Annotated in this window: 19 protein-coding genes; all 19 read right to left on the minus strand. The window is 27.2% G+C overall.

The window, feature by feature from the left end; all coding sequences use genetic code 11:
• Positions 1-16 precede the first annotated feature (16 nt).
• The 19 genes from flhB to fliI all read right to left on the minus strand — a co-directional run bounded on the left by flhB (position 17) and on the right by fliI (position 14,708).
• On the minus strand, positions 17-1,099 hold the full coding sequence (flhB, locus tag GOQ29_RS10455) for a flagellar biosynthesis protein FlhB (RefSeq protein WP_203372598.1): 1,083 nt from the start codon (positions 1,097-1,099) through the stop codon (positions 17-19).
• Between the two features lie 5 nt (positions 1,100-1,104).
• Entirely contained in the window at positions 1,105-1,887 is a 783-nt protein-coding gene (fliR, locus tag GOQ29_RS10460; RefSeq protein ID WP_203372599.1) for a flagellar biosynthetic protein FliR, read from the minus strand.
• An 11-nt stretch (positions 1,888-1,898) separates the two neighbouring features.
• The gene (fliQ, locus tag GOQ29_RS10465) at positions 1,899-2,168 is read right to left on the minus strand and encodes a flagellar biosynthesis protein FliQ (RefSeq protein ID WP_203372600.1); all 270 of its coding nucleotides are present in this window, start codon (positions 2,166-2,168) and stop codon (positions 1,899-1,901) included.
• 10 nt (positions 2,169-2,178) lie between these two features.
• Positions 2,179-2,934, minus strand: a complete 756-nt coding sequence (gene fliP, locus GOQ29_RS10470; protein WP_203372601.1) for a flagellar type III secretion system pore protein FliP — start codon at positions 2,932-2,934, stop codon at positions 2,179-2,181.
• Positions 2,935-3,438, minus strand: a complete 504-nt coding sequence (fliO, locus tag GOQ29_RS10475) for a flagellar biosynthetic protein FliO (protein WP_203372602.1) — start codon at positions 3,436-3,438, stop codon at positions 2,935-2,937.
• Between the two features lie 13 nt (positions 3,439-3,451).
• Entirely contained in the window at positions 3,452-3,814 is a 363-nt protein-coding gene (locus GOQ29_RS10480) for a response regulator (protein WP_203372603.1), read from the minus strand.
• An 11-nt stretch (positions 3,815-3,825) separates the two neighbouring features.
• Positions 3,826-4,941, minus strand: coding sequence for a flagellar motor switch phosphatase FliY (gene fliY / locus GOQ29_RS10485; protein ID WP_203372604.1), 1,116 nt, complete (start codon positions 4,939-4,941; stop codon positions 3,826-3,828).
• On the minus strand, positions 4,934-5,929 hold the full coding sequence (fliM, locus tag GOQ29_RS10490) for a flagellar motor switch protein FliM (RefSeq protein ID WP_203372605.1): 996 nt from the start codon (positions 5,927-5,929) through the stop codon (positions 4,934-4,936). The genes fliY and fliM overlap by 8 nt, the downstream gene beginning before the upstream one ends.
• A gap of 17 nt (positions 5,930-5,946) precedes the next feature.
• Positions 5,947-6,357, minus strand: coding sequence for a flagellar basal body-associated FliL family protein (locus tag GOQ29_RS10495; RefSeq protein ID WP_203372606.1), 411 nt, complete (start codon positions 6,355-6,357; stop codon positions 5,947-5,949).
• 15 nt (positions 6,358-6,372) lie between these two features.
• Positions 6,373-7,101 carry a flagellar motor protein MotB gene (locus GOQ29_RS10500; protein WP_203372607.1) on the minus strand — a complete coding sequence of 243 codons (729 nt, stop codon included), beginning with the start codon at positions 7,099-7,101 and terminating at the stop codon, positions 6,373-6,375.
• On the minus strand, positions 7,101-7,883 hold the full coding sequence (locus GOQ29_RS10505) for a flagellar motor protein (RefSeq protein ID WP_203372608.1): 783 nt from the start codon (positions 7,881-7,883) through the stop codon (positions 7,101-7,103). The genes GOQ29_RS10500 and GOQ29_RS10505 overlap by 1 nt, the downstream gene beginning before the upstream one ends.
• Before the next feature lie 19 nt (positions 7,884-7,902).
• On the minus strand, positions 7,903-8,091 hold the full coding sequence (locus tag GOQ29_RS10510) for a flagellar FlbD family protein (protein ID WP_203372609.1): 189 nt from the start codon (positions 8,089-8,091) through the stop codon (positions 7,903-7,905).
• A 128-nt stretch (positions 8,092-8,219) separates the two neighbouring features.
• A complete protein-coding gene (locus GOQ29_RS10515; protein ID WP_203372610.1) occupies positions 8,220-9,497 on the minus strand; it encodes a flagellar hook protein FlgE in 1,278 nt (425 codons plus the stop codon).
• A gap of 76 nt (positions 9,498-9,573) precedes the next feature.
• The gene (locus GOQ29_RS10520) at positions 9,574-9,936 is read right to left on the minus strand and encodes a TIGR02530 family flagellar biosynthesis protein (protein ID WP_203372611.1); all 363 of its coding nucleotides are present in this window, start codon (positions 9,934-9,936) and stop codon (positions 9,574-9,576) included.
• A 15-nt stretch (positions 9,937-9,951) separates the two neighbouring features.
• Entirely contained in the window at positions 9,952-10,380 is a 429-nt protein-coding gene (locus GOQ29_RS10525; RefSeq protein WP_203372612.1) for a flagellar hook capping FlgD N-terminal domain-containing protein, read from the minus strand.
• A 14-nt stretch (positions 10,381-10,394) separates the two neighbouring features.
• Complete coding sequence (locus GOQ29_RS10530) at positions 10,395-11,759, minus strand: flagellar hook-length control protein FliK (RefSeq protein ID WP_203372613.1); 1,365 nt, start codon at positions 11,757-11,759, stop codon at positions 10,395-10,397.
• 24 nt (positions 11,760-11,783) lie between these two features.
• Complete coding sequence (locus GOQ29_RS10535) at positions 11,784-12,935, minus strand: MotE family protein (protein WP_203372614.1); 1,152 nt, start codon at positions 12,933-12,935, stop codon at positions 11,784-11,786.
• An 11-nt stretch (positions 12,936-12,946) separates the two neighbouring features.
• Positions 12,947-13,384, minus strand: coding sequence for a flagellar export protein FliJ (gene fliJ, locus GOQ29_RS10540; RefSeq protein WP_203372615.1), 438 nt, complete (start codon positions 13,382-13,384; stop codon positions 12,947-12,949).
• Between the two features lie 13 nt (positions 13,385-13,397).
• Complete coding sequence (gene fliI / locus GOQ29_RS10545) at positions 13,398-14,708, minus strand: flagellar protein export ATPase FliI (protein WP_203372616.1); 1,311 nt, start codon at positions 14,706-14,708, stop codon at positions 13,398-13,400.
• Between the last annotated feature and the right edge of the window lie 6 nt (positions 14,709-14,714).

Below are 14,714 nucleotides of genomic sequence, written 5' to 3' on the forward strand. Positions count from 1 at the left end.
ATCTCCTCTCACTTATCTATTTTAAACTATACACATAAGCTAAAACTTCTGCGACTGCTTGATATAATTCTTCTGGTATACTGTCTCCTACTTCACAAGAACTATAAAGAGATCTAGCTAATAATTTATTTTCAACCATAGGCACATCTGAATCCTTTGCTATCTCCTTAATTTTTTGAGCTACTATATCTTTTCCCTTGGCTAATACATAAGGAGCTTCATATTTTTCATTATTATATTCTAAAGCAATAGCATAATGAGTAGGATTAGTAATAATAACATCCGCCTTTGGAACATCTTGCATCATTCTTTTCATAGCAATCTGTCTTTGTTTTTCTTTTATTTTTGATTTAATTAATGGATCTCCATCAGATTGTTTATGTTCTTGTTTTATTTCTTGTTTTGTCATTTTAAGATTCTTTTCATGTTGCCACCATTGATACCAATAATCAAATATAGCGAGAAGTAACAATATTCCTCCACTTCTAATTGCTATGCCAAACGTTAAGGAACCAATATTCTTCGTTATTTCATTAATCTCCATATTAAATAAATTATAAATTATATTCATATTATTACGAACATATGAAATAACAACATATCCTATTATAAATATCTTTATTGTAGCTTTTATTAATTCAACTAATGATTTTGTTGAAAATATTTTTTTAAATCCCTCTATAGGATTTATTCTGCTGATTTTTACATTTAATGTTTTAGTTGTAAATAAAAAACCTACTTGCAAATAATTAATTACTATTGCCATAACAAACACAGTTCCTATGATTGGTGCTACAATTTTACCAGTTATAATTATCATGTTCATAAAAAAAATAGATAAATTTTCAACCGTATATAAACTCTTATATATATTATCATCTGAAAAAATCATGACAGTAAAATCATGTAAATTTTCAAGCATGTATTTTCCAAAAATTCTTAAAGATAAAAAAGCAAATATCAATAAAAAAGCTGATGTTAATTCCCTACTCTTTAAAACTTGTCCTTTTTCTCTAGCTTCTTTTCTCTTTTTAGCAGTAGGTTTTTCTGTCTTTTCCTCTGATGCGAACAATTGCAAGTCTATAAAATACTTATTCAACTAAATCAACCCTTTGTAAGTAACTGTAAAAAATTAAAAATTTCCCCAGACATATTATTAAAAATATGTTGAAGAGCTATTAAATATATAGGTAACGTAATAAATATAGTTAATAATCCTACCACTATTTTTAATGGCATACCTACTACAAAAACATTCATTTGAGGCACTGTTCTAGCTAATATTCCCAATAATACATTGGACAAAAATATTGTTGCTAACACTGGGCTACTAATTTTAAATCCTATATTAAAAATTTCAGAAAAAATCACTATTATTTGATTTAAAATTCCATCATTTAAATTTATATTTCCAATTGGTAATACAGAATAAGATTTTACTATAGCTTGTAAAAACCAATGATGAGCATCTATTGTTAAAAAAATCAATAATGCTAAAATATAATAAAAATTTCCAGTTATCGGTACCTGAGTATTATGCTGAGGATCAAATACATTCGCCATTCCAAATCCAATTTGAGTATCAATGATCTGTCCAGCTATAATTAATGATACAAAAAATAAATAAGAAATAAAACCTATTATAAGTCCAATAGTTAACTCTTTAAAAATCAATATCATTAAATGTATATTTCCTTCAATAATTAAGTCTTGCTCTCCTATAGTAGTAAAAGTTATTATAGAAATAATTAATGATAGAGAAACTTTCAATATTGTGGGTATATTAGTTCTACTAAAAATTGGAGTTATAATAAAAATCCCAGTCATTCTTATAAAAACTAATAAAAATATTTGGTATTTAGAAAAAATATAATCAAATATATCCATATTCATTCATCCTACTGTACATATTTATTTATATTAATAAATAAATCCTGAGTAAATTCAACAATATAAGTTAATATCCACGGTCCAAACACAATAAATGCAATAAGCACTGCAATTATTTTTGGTACAAAAGCCAATGTAGCTTCCTGTATTTGTGTTGTAGCCTGAAATATACTAACTAATAATCCAACTAACAATCCAAATCCTAACATTGGTGCTGCTAAAATTAATATTGAAAACATTGCATCTTGGGCTAACTTTATCACATCTCCCTGACTCATATGATCACTCCTAACTAAAACCATTTATCAATGATCTAATTATTAAATTCCAACCATCTACCATAATAAATAATAATATTTTAAAGGGTAGTGAAATCATTACTGGAGGTAGCATCATCATACCCATAGACATCAATGTACTAGCTACAACCATATCTATAATTAAAAACGGAATAAATATTATAAAACTTATTTGAAAAGCTGTCTTTAACTCACTAATAATAAAAGCAGGTATCAAAGCTTTAGTTGGTATATCTTCCATATTCACTATTTCTTCTTCAACATCTGCGATATCTACAAATAAAGCAAGATCCTTATCTCTAGTTTGTTTATACATAAATTCTCTAATAGGAACCATTGCATTGTCAATAGCTTCAGCTTGTCCTATTTCTTCCTCTAAATAAGGTTGTAATGCATTTTCGTTAATATCGGCCCCTATTGGGGCCATAACAAAAAATGTTAAAAATAAAGCTAATCCAATAAGAACTTGATTTGGAGGAGTCTGTTGTGTCCCTAAAGCATTTCTTATAAATGAAAGAACAATTATTATTCTAGTAAAACTACTCATCATTATCAATATTGCTGGCGCTAATGTAAGTATAGTTAAAACTAGTAGAATTTCAAAACCCACAACATAATCTTCAGGATTTTCACTATCTTCTATATTAACGTCTTTCCCAAATAAAGAAATATCAGGTTCAGCATACACTCCAGTATTTACAAATATTATTAAAATAAAAAAGATTATTATTATTTTTTTCTTCATCTAATCTTCATCCTTTGTTTTAGATATTGCTTTATTTTTTTTCAAATAACTTATTTTCTTCTTTAGATTATTTACATGTGTGTAATCAATCTCATGTAAATCAGAATCTTCATTTTCACTTTTATTACCTTTAAACATTGATAATTTATCCTTCAAAAAATTTTCAAAATTAGGTTTAGTATCTATTTCTTTAGTTAAATTTTCTATAGAAATATCAGAGTCAAGTTTATCTATAATATTTACTTGAGAATTGCTAACTCCTAATATATATATATCATCAATTATTTTTACCATAATTATCTTTTTATTATTTCCAAGATTCAATGCATCAAGCATTATCATATTTCTACCATTATTTAGCTTAGTATTACTTTTTGCTATAAACCTAGAGGTAAAATATGCTAAAGCTAGGATAATTAAAAACACAAATATTGCAAATATCATTCTAAATATATTTCCAATCATATTACTATTAGGAATTACAGTCATAAATGTTAATAACATAATAACCCCTCATCTACGCAAGTGCTTTACTAACTGCTTCTAATACTCTGTCAGCTTGAAATGGCTTAACAATAAAATCTTTAGCACCTGCCTGAATAGCCTCTATAACCATAGCTTGTTGTCCCATAGCTGAACACATTACTATTTTTGCATTTCCATCTATTTTTCTTATTTCTTTAACAGCTTGTATACCATCAACTTCTGGCATAGTTATATCCATTACAACCAAATCAGGAGATAATTCCTTAAAACTTTCAATTCCTTTAGATCCATTTTCAGCCTCTCCCACTATCTCATATCCATCTTTAGACAAGATATCTTTAATCATCATTCTCATAAAAGCCGCATCATCAACTATTAATACTCTTTTTGACATAATTATTCCTCCTAAAGTTTCTTTATTCTTTTTGATGAATTTACTATATCAGTAATCCTAACTCCAAAGTTATCATCAATAACAACAACTTCACCCTTAGCAATTGCTCTGCCATTAGCCTTTATATCTAAAGGCTCTCCAACTAACTTATTTAATTCTATTATTGTACCTGGACCATACTCCAATATTTCACTTATTTTTTTAGTAGTTCTTCCTAGTTCAACAGTTATTTCTATTGGAATATCTTGAATTAAATCTATACTTTCATTATATACAGTATTTTGTCCATTATCAAAATTATTAAATTCAAATTTTTGAACATTTACCTTTCCATCTTTAGAACGTTTAGAACCACTTTTTTCTTCCATAATGTTATAATTATTAGATTCTACTTTTTCATAAGAGTCAATATTAGAATTAATACCATCATCTGAATTATTAATATTATCCTCATCTTTATTTTCTGAATTTAATAACCCATTAATTAATTCTTTTGCGAATTCTTTGGGTAATAATTGCATAATTTCACTATCAACCAAATCACCAATAACCATTTTAAAAGATATTTTTACAATATCATCCTCAGCATTAAAAAGTTCAATATCATCAATATTTTCATCCAATTGAACTTTATAGGCCTCTGGAGGATCAATATCAATTTTCTTTGCAAACATTTCTGACATAGATGTACTTGATGATCCTACCATTTGATTCATTGCCTCACTTACTGCACTTAAATCCATATCACTTATTTCTCTATCTATATTTGTTCCGTCTCCACCCATCATTAAATCTGTTATAACTTTTACATCATCTGTCTTCAACATTAAAACATTTGAACCCTCTAAACCAATTTTATAGCTTACATCAACTGCAACAAATGGCATTGGATATTGTTGAGTTAACTTTTTCATAGTAGTCATTGATACCTCGGGTGTAGTAATAGTAACTTTTTGTCCTAACAAAGTAAAAAGTGTAGTAGCCGCTGTTCCCATACTTATATTACCTATTTCCCCTAAAGCATCTATTTCCTCTTCTGTTAATACATTTTCATCTGTATTATTTTCATCCGCATCATCATTCAACAGTGCATCTATCTCCTCTTGAGAAAGCATATTACTATTCATCTTCTACGTCACCCTCCTTTTTTACTGATGTTATTTTAACTGCTACATTTTTCCCTATACTTCCTGGTTCACAATAAAATTTCAAATTAGAACCTATTTTTATTCTTGCATTATTTCCCTTAAAACCATCTAATTCTATCACATCTCCTTTTGAAAGTTCTAGTATATCCTTCACAGTCAATACAGAACTTCCAATTTCGGATTTAACTAGCACATTTGCCGTTCTTAATCTTTTTTCAATTAAATCAATATTTTTTTCATTTCCTTTTCTATCAGAGTTAGAAAACCACAATCTAGTACTTAATTTATCTAAAATTGGCTCTAATACTACATGAGGAATACAAAAATTCAACATTCCTTCAACCTTACCAATTGATAGATTTAAAGTAATTAAAACTACAGTCTCATTTGGTGATACTATCTGCGCAAACTGAGGATTAGTTTCAATTTTCTTTAATAATGGATTTATTTCTGCAACATTTTCCCAAGCTCTAGAAATCAAATTAATTGATTTAGACACTAAATTTTTTAATAAATTTTGTTCAATTTCTGTAAAGTTTCTATTTTCACTTGTATTCTTACCTTTTCCTCCTAGTAATCTATCTATTATAGAAAAAGCTACATTAGTGGAAATATCAATAATAGCTTCTCCTGGCAAAGGATTAAAATCAATAATTGATAAAAAAGTAGGATTTGTAATAGCATTACTAAATTCACTATAGGCATACTGATCCACAGTAAGAACTGTTGTCTTTACTGGTGCTCTTAAATATCCTGATAAAAATGTTTGAAATAACCTTCCAAAATTTTCATGAATTATCTCCAAAGTTCTTAGCTGATCCCTTGCTATTTTTTGAGGATTTCTAAAATCATATTCCTGAATCTTTTTTTCAATTGTGTTTCCTTTCATTTCTGAAGCATCAATCTCTCCAGAATTTAATGCATTTAATAATGAATCAATCTCTTTTTGGGATAATACTTCTGACAAGGTATCTACCCCCCCTTTTATTGTACTATTAGTTCATCAAAGTATATATTATTTATCTTATCAGTAGTAAATATTTTATTTAAATTTGAAATAATTTCTTCTTTCAACTTCAATTGTCCTTTTTCACCTTCAATATCTTCGATAGTTTTACTTCTTAAAATTTTATAAAGTTCATCTTTAATTAAAAAACTTTTTTCATTAAATATTTCAACTAAATTCTCATCTTGAGCTGTAATAGTTAAATTCACCTTCAATATCCTATTTGATTCATCTAAATTACTATATATTTCTCCAACATCATAATAATAATCTGTAGATTTTTCTTTGCTATCATCTTTTAACAAATAAATTGAAAAAATAATACCTGATATTATTACTAACAATATAAGAACAATAACTGCAATTAATAATATTTTTTTTGAAGACATAATACCTCCCCCTTTTTAATTCGGTTCTGAACTATCTAAATCTGAATTTAATACAATTATATCAACTCTTCTGTTTTTTTGTTTGTTTTTACTTGTATCATTAGGAGCTATTGGTCTAAATTCCCCATATCCAGACGCAGATATTCTATCAGGACTTATACCTGTTTCTTCAACAAAAAGTCTTAAAACATTTGTTGCTCTAATAACTGAAAGTTCCCAATTAGATGGAAATTCTTCAGAATTCATGCTTACATTATCTGTATGTCCTTCAACTTTTATATGTTTTTCTATAACATGTTTTTCATTTAATATTTCACCAATATCCATAAGAATTTCTTTAGCTTGAAACTTTATCTCAGCTTTTCCTGAATCAAAAAAAACACTATCCATAATTCTAATAATCAATCCTCTTTCATCATGCTCCAACAATATTTTTTCAGCTAATCCATTTTCTTCAGCATACTCTTCCAAGTATTTTTTTAATTCATTTAAATCTTCCATATCTTTCTCACTTACTTCATCTAAGTCTTTGCCAGTTTCAGTATTTTCATCTAAAGTTTTACCTCCTTCTAGTACTCCTAAGTTGCCTTGAAATGAATTCATTATTTCCCTGAATTTTTGAGCGTCAACTGTCGAAAAGCTAAATAACAAAACAAAAAAACATAATAATAATGTTACCATATCAGAATATGTAGCTAACCAACTACTTTGTTGAGAATCATTTTCCTTCTTTCTTCTTCTCATTATGCACTCTCTCCTTCAGATGCATTATTACTTTGTCTCATATCAGGCGATATAAAAGTATTTAATTTTTCTTCAATAATTCTAGGATTTTCTCCAGATTGTATTGATAATAATCCTTCCACAATCATTTCTTTTATTACTAATTCTACTTTACTTCTACCTTTCAACTTATTTGCTATTGGTTGAAACACAAGATTAGCTAACACAGTACCATAAAAGGTTGTTATGAGAGCTACAGACATATTTGGTCCAACAGTACTTGGATCTTCTAACTCCTGTAACATATTTATTAATCCAATCAATGTACCTATCATTCCAAACGCCGGTGAAAAAGTAGCCATAGTTTCAAATATACCTTGTCCCTCTTTATGTCTTTCTTCTACAAATACTAATTCTGTTTCTAAAATATTTCTTACTAATTCTGGATCTGTACCATCAACTATTAGAAGTATACCCTTTTTCAAAAAATCATCATTTAAATTCTCTGCTGCATCTTCTAAAGCAAGTAAACCTTCCTTCCTTGCAATATTAGCTAATTTTATAATTTCTTCTATCATACTACTTTCATCTATCCTTTTATCAGTAAAAGCATGTTTTGCAATTTTAATAGAAGTAACTACCTTTTTCAATGGAAAACTAACCAAAGTAGCAGCCACTGTTCCTCCAAGAACAATCATGATTGAAGGAGCATTTAAAAAAGCACTTAATTTCCCAGATAGTAGTATACTAAAAATTATAAAAACTAAACCTACTACAAATCCAATAGCTGTTCCTAAATCCAAATTTTACACCCCATTTCTTCTACATAAATTTCTTAATATTATTTCTAAAGTTGATCATTTTTTGAATTACTTCCTCACCTTTTTCCTTTACTATGTACTTATTTCCATTAGTCATTCTAATTATAGTATTAGGTGTTTCTTCAATTAACTCAATAAGATCTGAGTTCAAATAAATCTTTTCCCCATTTAACCTATTAACTTCTATCATAATACACCTCTCTTATAAAAGTTAAATATAAAGTAAAACTTAACTAGAAACTATTCAATCCTTTACTCCATCCTAAATAGGATGGAGTATTAGAATTGAAAACTATCAAATAAATCTAATATCTTATATTATCTCTTAAGATTTGTTAATTCTTGAAGCATTTCATCAGAAGTAGTAATTACTCTTGAATTAGCTTGAAATCCTCTCTGAGTAGTTATCATATCGGTAAATTCCATGGATAAATCTACATTAGACATTTCTAGTGAAGTTGCTTTTATATCTCCTAATCCACTACTGCCTGGAGTATTAATTTGTGGTTCTCCTGAGTTAGGTGTTACTTGAAATAAATTATTCCCTATTTTTTCAAGTCCTGAATTATTGTCAAACTCGGCCAATGCAATTTGTCCTAAAGTTTTATTCATACCATTACTAAAAACACCAGTTATTACACCATCTGCACTAATGGAAAATCCTGTAAGATTTCCTGATGCAGAACCACTTTCACCATCTTTACCACCATCAAATCCTTTAGCATCATTTTTATTAGCATCTTGACTAAGTTTTGATAAATCAAGATTTATAATATCATCTCCATTTCCAAAAAATGAACCATCAATATCTTCAATTTGAATATCAATATTAAAGTCAGTACCACTACCATTTATAGTATTAAGCTCACCACTGTCACCAAATGTAATTTCAATAGGAGCAGATGGATTATCAATATTCACAATGTCACCATTGCTTATATTTTCTATACTTCCTATTGCTAGTTCCCATGTATTACTATCACCAGTCTTTTTAAATTCAAAATTTACTTTATATGAATTTCCTAGACTATCTTTAATTGTTGTATCAGTATTATAAACTTCATCCTCAGCCAATCTTGAATCTAAATTTCCTATTATCCCTATCATATTGGAAGCTACAGACGGAACTCTTTCAGTTTTATCTATTCTTAAAGGTACAAGCTCTCCATCTGTATTATAACCTAATACCTTCATCCCATCCACTGTAATTAAATTTCCTGCTTCATCCCTATCAAAATTTCCTGCTCTAGTATAATATCTATTATTGAGACTTTCATCATCAGAAACTATAAAAAAACCCTCTCCATCTATCATTAAATCTGTAGGTTTACCTGTTCTTTGAACCCCTCCTTGAGTGTGTATAGTAGTAACTGCTCCTAAATCTACACCTAAACCAATTTGTTGTGGATTAGTACCTCCTTTACCTCCTTGAGGTGCACCTGCTCCTTGAATTGTTTGGCTAAATATTTCTTTAAAAACAGCCTGTCCTTTTTTATATCCTATAGTATTAACATTGGCAATATTATTACCTATTACATCCATTTTCTTCTGATGTGTTGCTAAACCAGACACAGCAGAATACATTGAGCTCATCATTTTTTATAACCTCCTTTATTATCCGTGTAATATCTTCAATCAATCAGATACTAATAGCTTTCCTAATAAGGTCCAGCTATATAATCACGGTGCCATCTATGTTTGTAAATATATTGTTTTTAAGCTGTTCTGAATTAATACTCGTTATTATTGTATTATTCTTTACACTTGCAATAAATGCCTTATTATCCATAAGAATTAAGGCTTGTTCCACACCCTTTTCCTTTGCTTTGTCTATTGCATCATTAATCTTCAAAACATCATCATTATCAATAGATATCTTTCTTTCATCTATTCTCTTTACTGCATGATTTGAAAACTTCAATTTTTCTACATCATTTAATATTTTTTCAAATGATGTATTGTTATTTTTCTTTTGAGTATTAATCTTTTTTTGACTTATTTTATGACTTATTTGATTAATATTATATGTTTGCATACATTTCACTCCATACTAAATACTATTTTCATAAGCCTCTACTAGACTTTTTAGAGAATCTTTTATTTCTTTTATTTCTTCTACAAGGCTTTCATTATTATTCACAGTTTTATCATTTAAATTATCAATACTTTCAATTACAGCAGCTTGTGAATATTGTAAATTTTGCAGTTGTTCATATATAGCAGCTTGTGAATATTGTAAAGAAGTATTAAGATTTTGCAGTTGTTCCAAAGAACTAAATTGTGCCATTTGTGCTATAAACTCTTTATCTTCCATAGTATTTAAAGGATCTTGATTTTGCAGTTGAGCAACTAATAATTTTAAAAAGGAATCTTTGCCTAACATCCCATTATCCGTTTCACTTGTTTCATCCGTAGAATTATTGTTTTGTTCATTAATATTATAAAAGAACGTACCATCAGATGTTTCATTAACATTCATTTTATCGCCTCCATTTAAACTTTAATATCTAGTGATCCATTTTCTATATAAGATTCTTGATAATTATTTGAAATTATAGTTAAATAATCATTTTCATTTAAATCTTCTAGATCTGAATCTAATACTATCTTTCTTCTCTTTTGAGAATAAAGATTTCTCTTGTTGTTAGACTGAGAATCTTCACCTACCGATACATTAAATCCTTCTACATTAATTCCCTTAGTTAAAAAAGATTCTTTTAATTGATCAATATTATTAACTAATAACTGTTTTACTTCTTGATTTTCTACAGAAATTTTTCCTGTTATATTACCATCTTGAATACTTAATTTAATTGATACTTCACCTAATGATTCAGGTTTTAATTTAATCTTTGCTACTTGCATATCTCCCATATCACTGAATGTAATCTTTTCTTTTACCTGATTTATAATGTCAAATTCATCAAAAGAATTTGAAGATAATTCAGTAACTTTGTTATTAATTTCTTTATATGGAATATCAAATTTAGATTTTAAATTATTCTCATTATCATAAGAATTTATTTCAATAAATTGATTTGATTTTTTTTCCATAATATATTCATCATTATCTACGGAAATATCATTATTACTCTCTTTAGCATCATTTCTTTTATTAGTGGTATCAAAGTTTTCTTCAGTTATTAATATCTTTTCTCCATCTTCTCTTTCTATTTCTAAAGATTTAGTTTCAATATTTACATTAGAATTTTTTTTATTTACTTCATCACTAAGTTCATTAATAACAGCCTCTAAATCTTCTAATAACTTTTTATGGTCTATAGTTAAATCAGTATTATCAATGTTTGATATTCCTGATTTATTGATTATTTCCATTAAGTCCTTTTTAAAGATATCATTATTCATAGATTCTAATTTAACTAATAATTCTTTTATAACTTCTTTTTTTGAATCCAAATCAACATTCAACATTTCTTCATTAATATGCTGAATAGTTTCCTCAATATTTGAAAGAGTTTCTATTTCCTCTATACCCATTGCATCTACATCCATATTATTAATTATAGAATTAATTAGATATAAAATTTGATTGTCATTTGTTGATTTAATATCTAAATCTTCACTATCATTTTCTTTAGAATCTATATCTTTATCTTTACTAAATTTTTTACTTATAACTTTACTATCTTTTTGTTTAATTTGTTTATTATCATTCTTTTCATTCTTAACCTGATTCTTTTCACTATTATTAGATGTTTCGACTTTTTCTTTTTTATCAGATTCTTTTTTTAAGAAAGAGTCAAATTTATCATCTTTTTTATCTACAATATTTTTTTCTTTTGAATTATTAGAAGATTGACTAATTTGATTAAATACAATCATATCGTTAATTTTCATCACCCCCTTTCATTATTATAAAAATCATGATGTTAATTCTTTTGAAATCTGATTAGCAATATCGGTATCCACATAATTTAGTATTTCAGCCATTTTTGCCTCTGACATACTCCCAATTAAATCAATAGCTAATTCAGGATCATCCTTAAACATTTTTTCTATTATTGAAGAAACCGCATTGCTACTCATTTTTTGATATATTTTTACTAAATCATTTATTTTTGCATTATATTCCTTTATGTTTTCTATCTCACTAGCTATCTTAACTGTCTTTGGATCCTTAATGGCATTTAATAACTCTATATTTTTCATTTCAGAAAATAATTCTTCTAAAAATTCTTTATCTTCTATTTGTGATAATATTTCACTGGATTTCTCAACAGTCAAATTTAAATAAATTATTGCCAGTTGATTATAATTATAATTATCCGTATTCCCAATTTCTTCTATAATATCAGCATTATCATTTACTTGATAAATTTCACTTTTACTAATTAATTTTTCATTTTCTAACTCTTTTTCCGTGAGATCAGTATCAATCTTTATTTTTCTATCATTTTCTAAATTATTAAATATATAATCATAAATATCATCTTCAAAATAATAAATTAAATCTACAGCTTTATCAATACTTATTATATTAAATATATCGTTAACTCTCTCAAAATTTTCGTCATTATAATATTGTAATATTAAATTTTTAGCGACTAGCAAATCCATTCCTTCAATCTTTTTTACATCTTCCAAAAGCTCATTTTCCTTTGTTGAAACAATTTCATCATATACAGATATCAATAAATTTTTTCTAAGTTCAATATCTCTTATTTTTGTTAAAACCTCTTCAGTTTTATCTGAAGATAATTTATTCATTTGTTTAATTATTTGATGATATAATTCTTCGTCATCTTCTTTTATTATGTACAATTTATCTGCTGCGGCATCTGAATCCATAAAACTATAATATTCGGCTATATATAGTATTTTATCGTTTAATTCTTTATTAGTAGGGTATTGATTAAAATAATCCCCAACCTTGCCAGGCATATTTCTTAAATATTTATTAGCTTCAATTTTAAATCCATTACTAGTATTATAAAGTATTGTTAATATAGATAATGGTATTAAAACAAAAACTATAATAATTATCAATATTACTTTTAATTTTTCATTTTTCATATCATCACCCATTAATTATTACTATTTATATATGTGACTATTTCATCTACTACAATTTCTTCTTTCTTTTTTTCATATTCTAAATATCTATTATAATCTTTTTCCTTTAATTTCTGAAATATTTTCTTATCTTTTGATGCCTCAATTAACTCCTCTTTAGCTGACTCTACCTTAACTTCTGCATTTTTAACATGTTCTTTTTGTTTTTTTATTTGATATTTAATTTGATCTATATATTGATTATAAAGCTTTAAATCTTTAATTCTACCAGACATACTTAAATTATTCTTTTCGTTCTCTATTTTTTTCTTTAATTTATTGTAATCAATCAATACGTTTTCTGCATTTCTCAATATTTGTTTTGCATCATTATATTTAGATACCATTTCTGTCTCTGTTGATGCTTTGAAATTTAAAACATTTTGTAACCTGAAATCATAATTTCCCATTTAATCCCCCTCTTTAATTACTAATTATACTGTTCATTGAATTTACTACATCTTTAAAAGAATAATTTTCCATTACATTTTGAGTTAAAAAATTATTTATATTATCATTTAATTTAATTGCTCTATCAATTTTAGCATTAGAACCCTTTTTATATGCTCCTATATTGATTAAATCTTCCGAAGTCTTATATGTAGATAAAATATCCTTTATTTCGTTTGCACAATTTTTATGAGAATCATCCACTATATTAGGCATAACACGACTTATACTTGATAAAACATCAATAGCCGGATAATGATTTTTATTAGCTAAATCTCGTGATAAAACTATATGCCCATCTAAAATACCTCTCACAGTATCAGTAATAGGTTCATTCATATCATCTCCATCAACTAATACAGTATACAATGCAGTAATCGTTCCTTTATCTGAATTTCCAGATCGTTCTAACAATCTTGGAAGTACCGAAAAAACAGAAGGAGTAAATCCTCTAGTAACCGGCGGTTCACCTATAGCTAAACCTACCTCTCTTTGAGCCATTGCAAATCTAGTCAAAGAATCCATTAAAAGCATTACATCTTCATTATTATCTCTAAAATATTCAGCTATAGCTGTTGTTAATAAAGCTCCCTTCATCCTTACTAGAGCCGGTTGATCTGAAGTAGCTACAACAATAATTGACTTCTTCAAACCTTCTTCTTTCAAATCATTTTCAATAAATTCCCTTACCTCTCTACCTCTTTCTCCAATTAACCCTATCACATTAACATCCGCTAAAGCATTTCTAGCTATCATTCCCATAAGAGTACTTTTACCAACTCCACTTCCTGAAAATATACCAATCCTCTGACCTTTACCACAAGTTAACATCCCATCAATAGCTTTTATTCCCAATGGTAATACATCTTTTATCTTTTGTCTTTCTAATGGATTTGGAGGTAAGTTAGATACGGGATACTTAGAATTAACTTTTATAGGTCCTTTTCCGTCTATTGGATTACCCATACCATCTAATATTCTTCCTACAAGTTCGTATCCAACATTTACTCTTAATGTATCCCCTGTAGCTACAACAATACTTCCTGGACCAATACCTTCCATCTCTCCAAGTGGCATTAATAAAATTTTATCTTCTTTAAAACCTACGACTTCAGACATAATAGGATCTTTAGAATTATATGGATATATATAACATAATTCGCCTATTTTAGATAATGGTCCATTAGATTCAATAGTGAGTCCTGTTACTTTAGTAACTACACCTCTATATTTTATAAATTCAATATTATCAATTTCATCTATATATTTTTTAAAATTTATCATAATAAA

Origin of the sequence: Anaeromonas gelatinilytica (assembly GCF_016820635.1) — a bacterium.
GTDB lineage: Bacteria > Bacillota > Clostridia > Tissierellales > SIT17 > Anaeromonas > Anaeromonas gelatinilytica.

Coding starts and splice junctions, on each gene's coding strand:
- fliR (WP_203372599.1), bottom strand. CDS start 1,887: ATGGATATATTTGATTATATTTTTTCTAAATACCAAATATTTTTATTA.
- fliQ (WP_203372600.1), bottom strand. CDS start 2,168: ATGAGTCAGGGAGATGTGATAAAGTTAGCCCAAGATGCAATGTTTTCA.
- fliP (WP_203372601.1), bottom strand. CDS start 2,934: ATGAAGAAAAAAATAATAATAATCTTTTTTATTTTAATAATATTTGTA.
- fliO (WP_203372602.1), bottom strand. CDS start 3,438: ATGTTATTAACATTTATGACTGTAATTCCTAATAGTAATATGATTGGA.
- GOQ29_RS10480 (WP_203372603.1), bottom strand. CDS start 3,814: ATGTCAAAAAGAGTATTAATAGTTGATGATGCGGCTTTTATGAGAATG.
- fliY (WP_203372604.1), bottom strand. CDS start 4,941: ATGAATAGTAATATGCTTTCTCAAGAGGAGATAGATGCACTGTTGAAT.
- GOQ29_RS10495 (WP_203372606.1), bottom strand. CDS start 6,357: ATGTCTTCAAAAAAAATATTATTAATTGCAGTTATTGTTCTTATATTG.
- GOQ29_RS10500 (WP_203372607.1), bottom strand. CDS start 7,101: ATGAGAAGAAGAAAGAAGGAAAATGATTCTCAACAAAGTAGTTGGTTA.
- GOQ29_RS10510 (WP_203372609.1), bottom strand. CDS start 8,091: ATGATAGAAGTTAATAGGTTAAATGGGGAAAAGATTTATTTGAACTCA.
- GOQ29_RS10515 (WP_203372610.1), bottom strand. CDS start 9,497: ATGATGAGCTCAATGTATTCTGCTGTGTCTGGTTTAGCAACACATCAG.
- GOQ29_RS10520 (WP_203372611.1), bottom strand. CDS start 9,936: ATGCAAACATATAATATTAATCAAATAAGTCATAAAATAAGTCAAAAA.
- GOQ29_RS10525 (WP_203372612.1), bottom strand. CDS start 10,380: ATGAATGTTAATGAAACATCTGATGGTACGTTCTTTTATAATATTAAT.
- GOQ29_RS10530 (WP_203372613.1), bottom strand. CDS start 11,759: ATGAAAATTAACGATATGATTGTATTTAATCAAATTAGTCAATCTTCT.
- GOQ29_RS10535 (WP_203372614.1), bottom strand. CDS start 12,935: ATGAAAAATGAAAAATTAAAAGTAATATTGATAATTATTATAGTTTTT.
- fliJ (WP_203372615.1), bottom strand. CDS start 13,384: ATGGGAAATTATGATTTCAGGTTACAAAATGTTTTAAATTTCAAAGCA.
- fliI (WP_203372616.1), bottom strand. CDS start 14,708: ATGATAAATTTTAAAAAATATATAGATGAAATTGATAATATTGAATTT.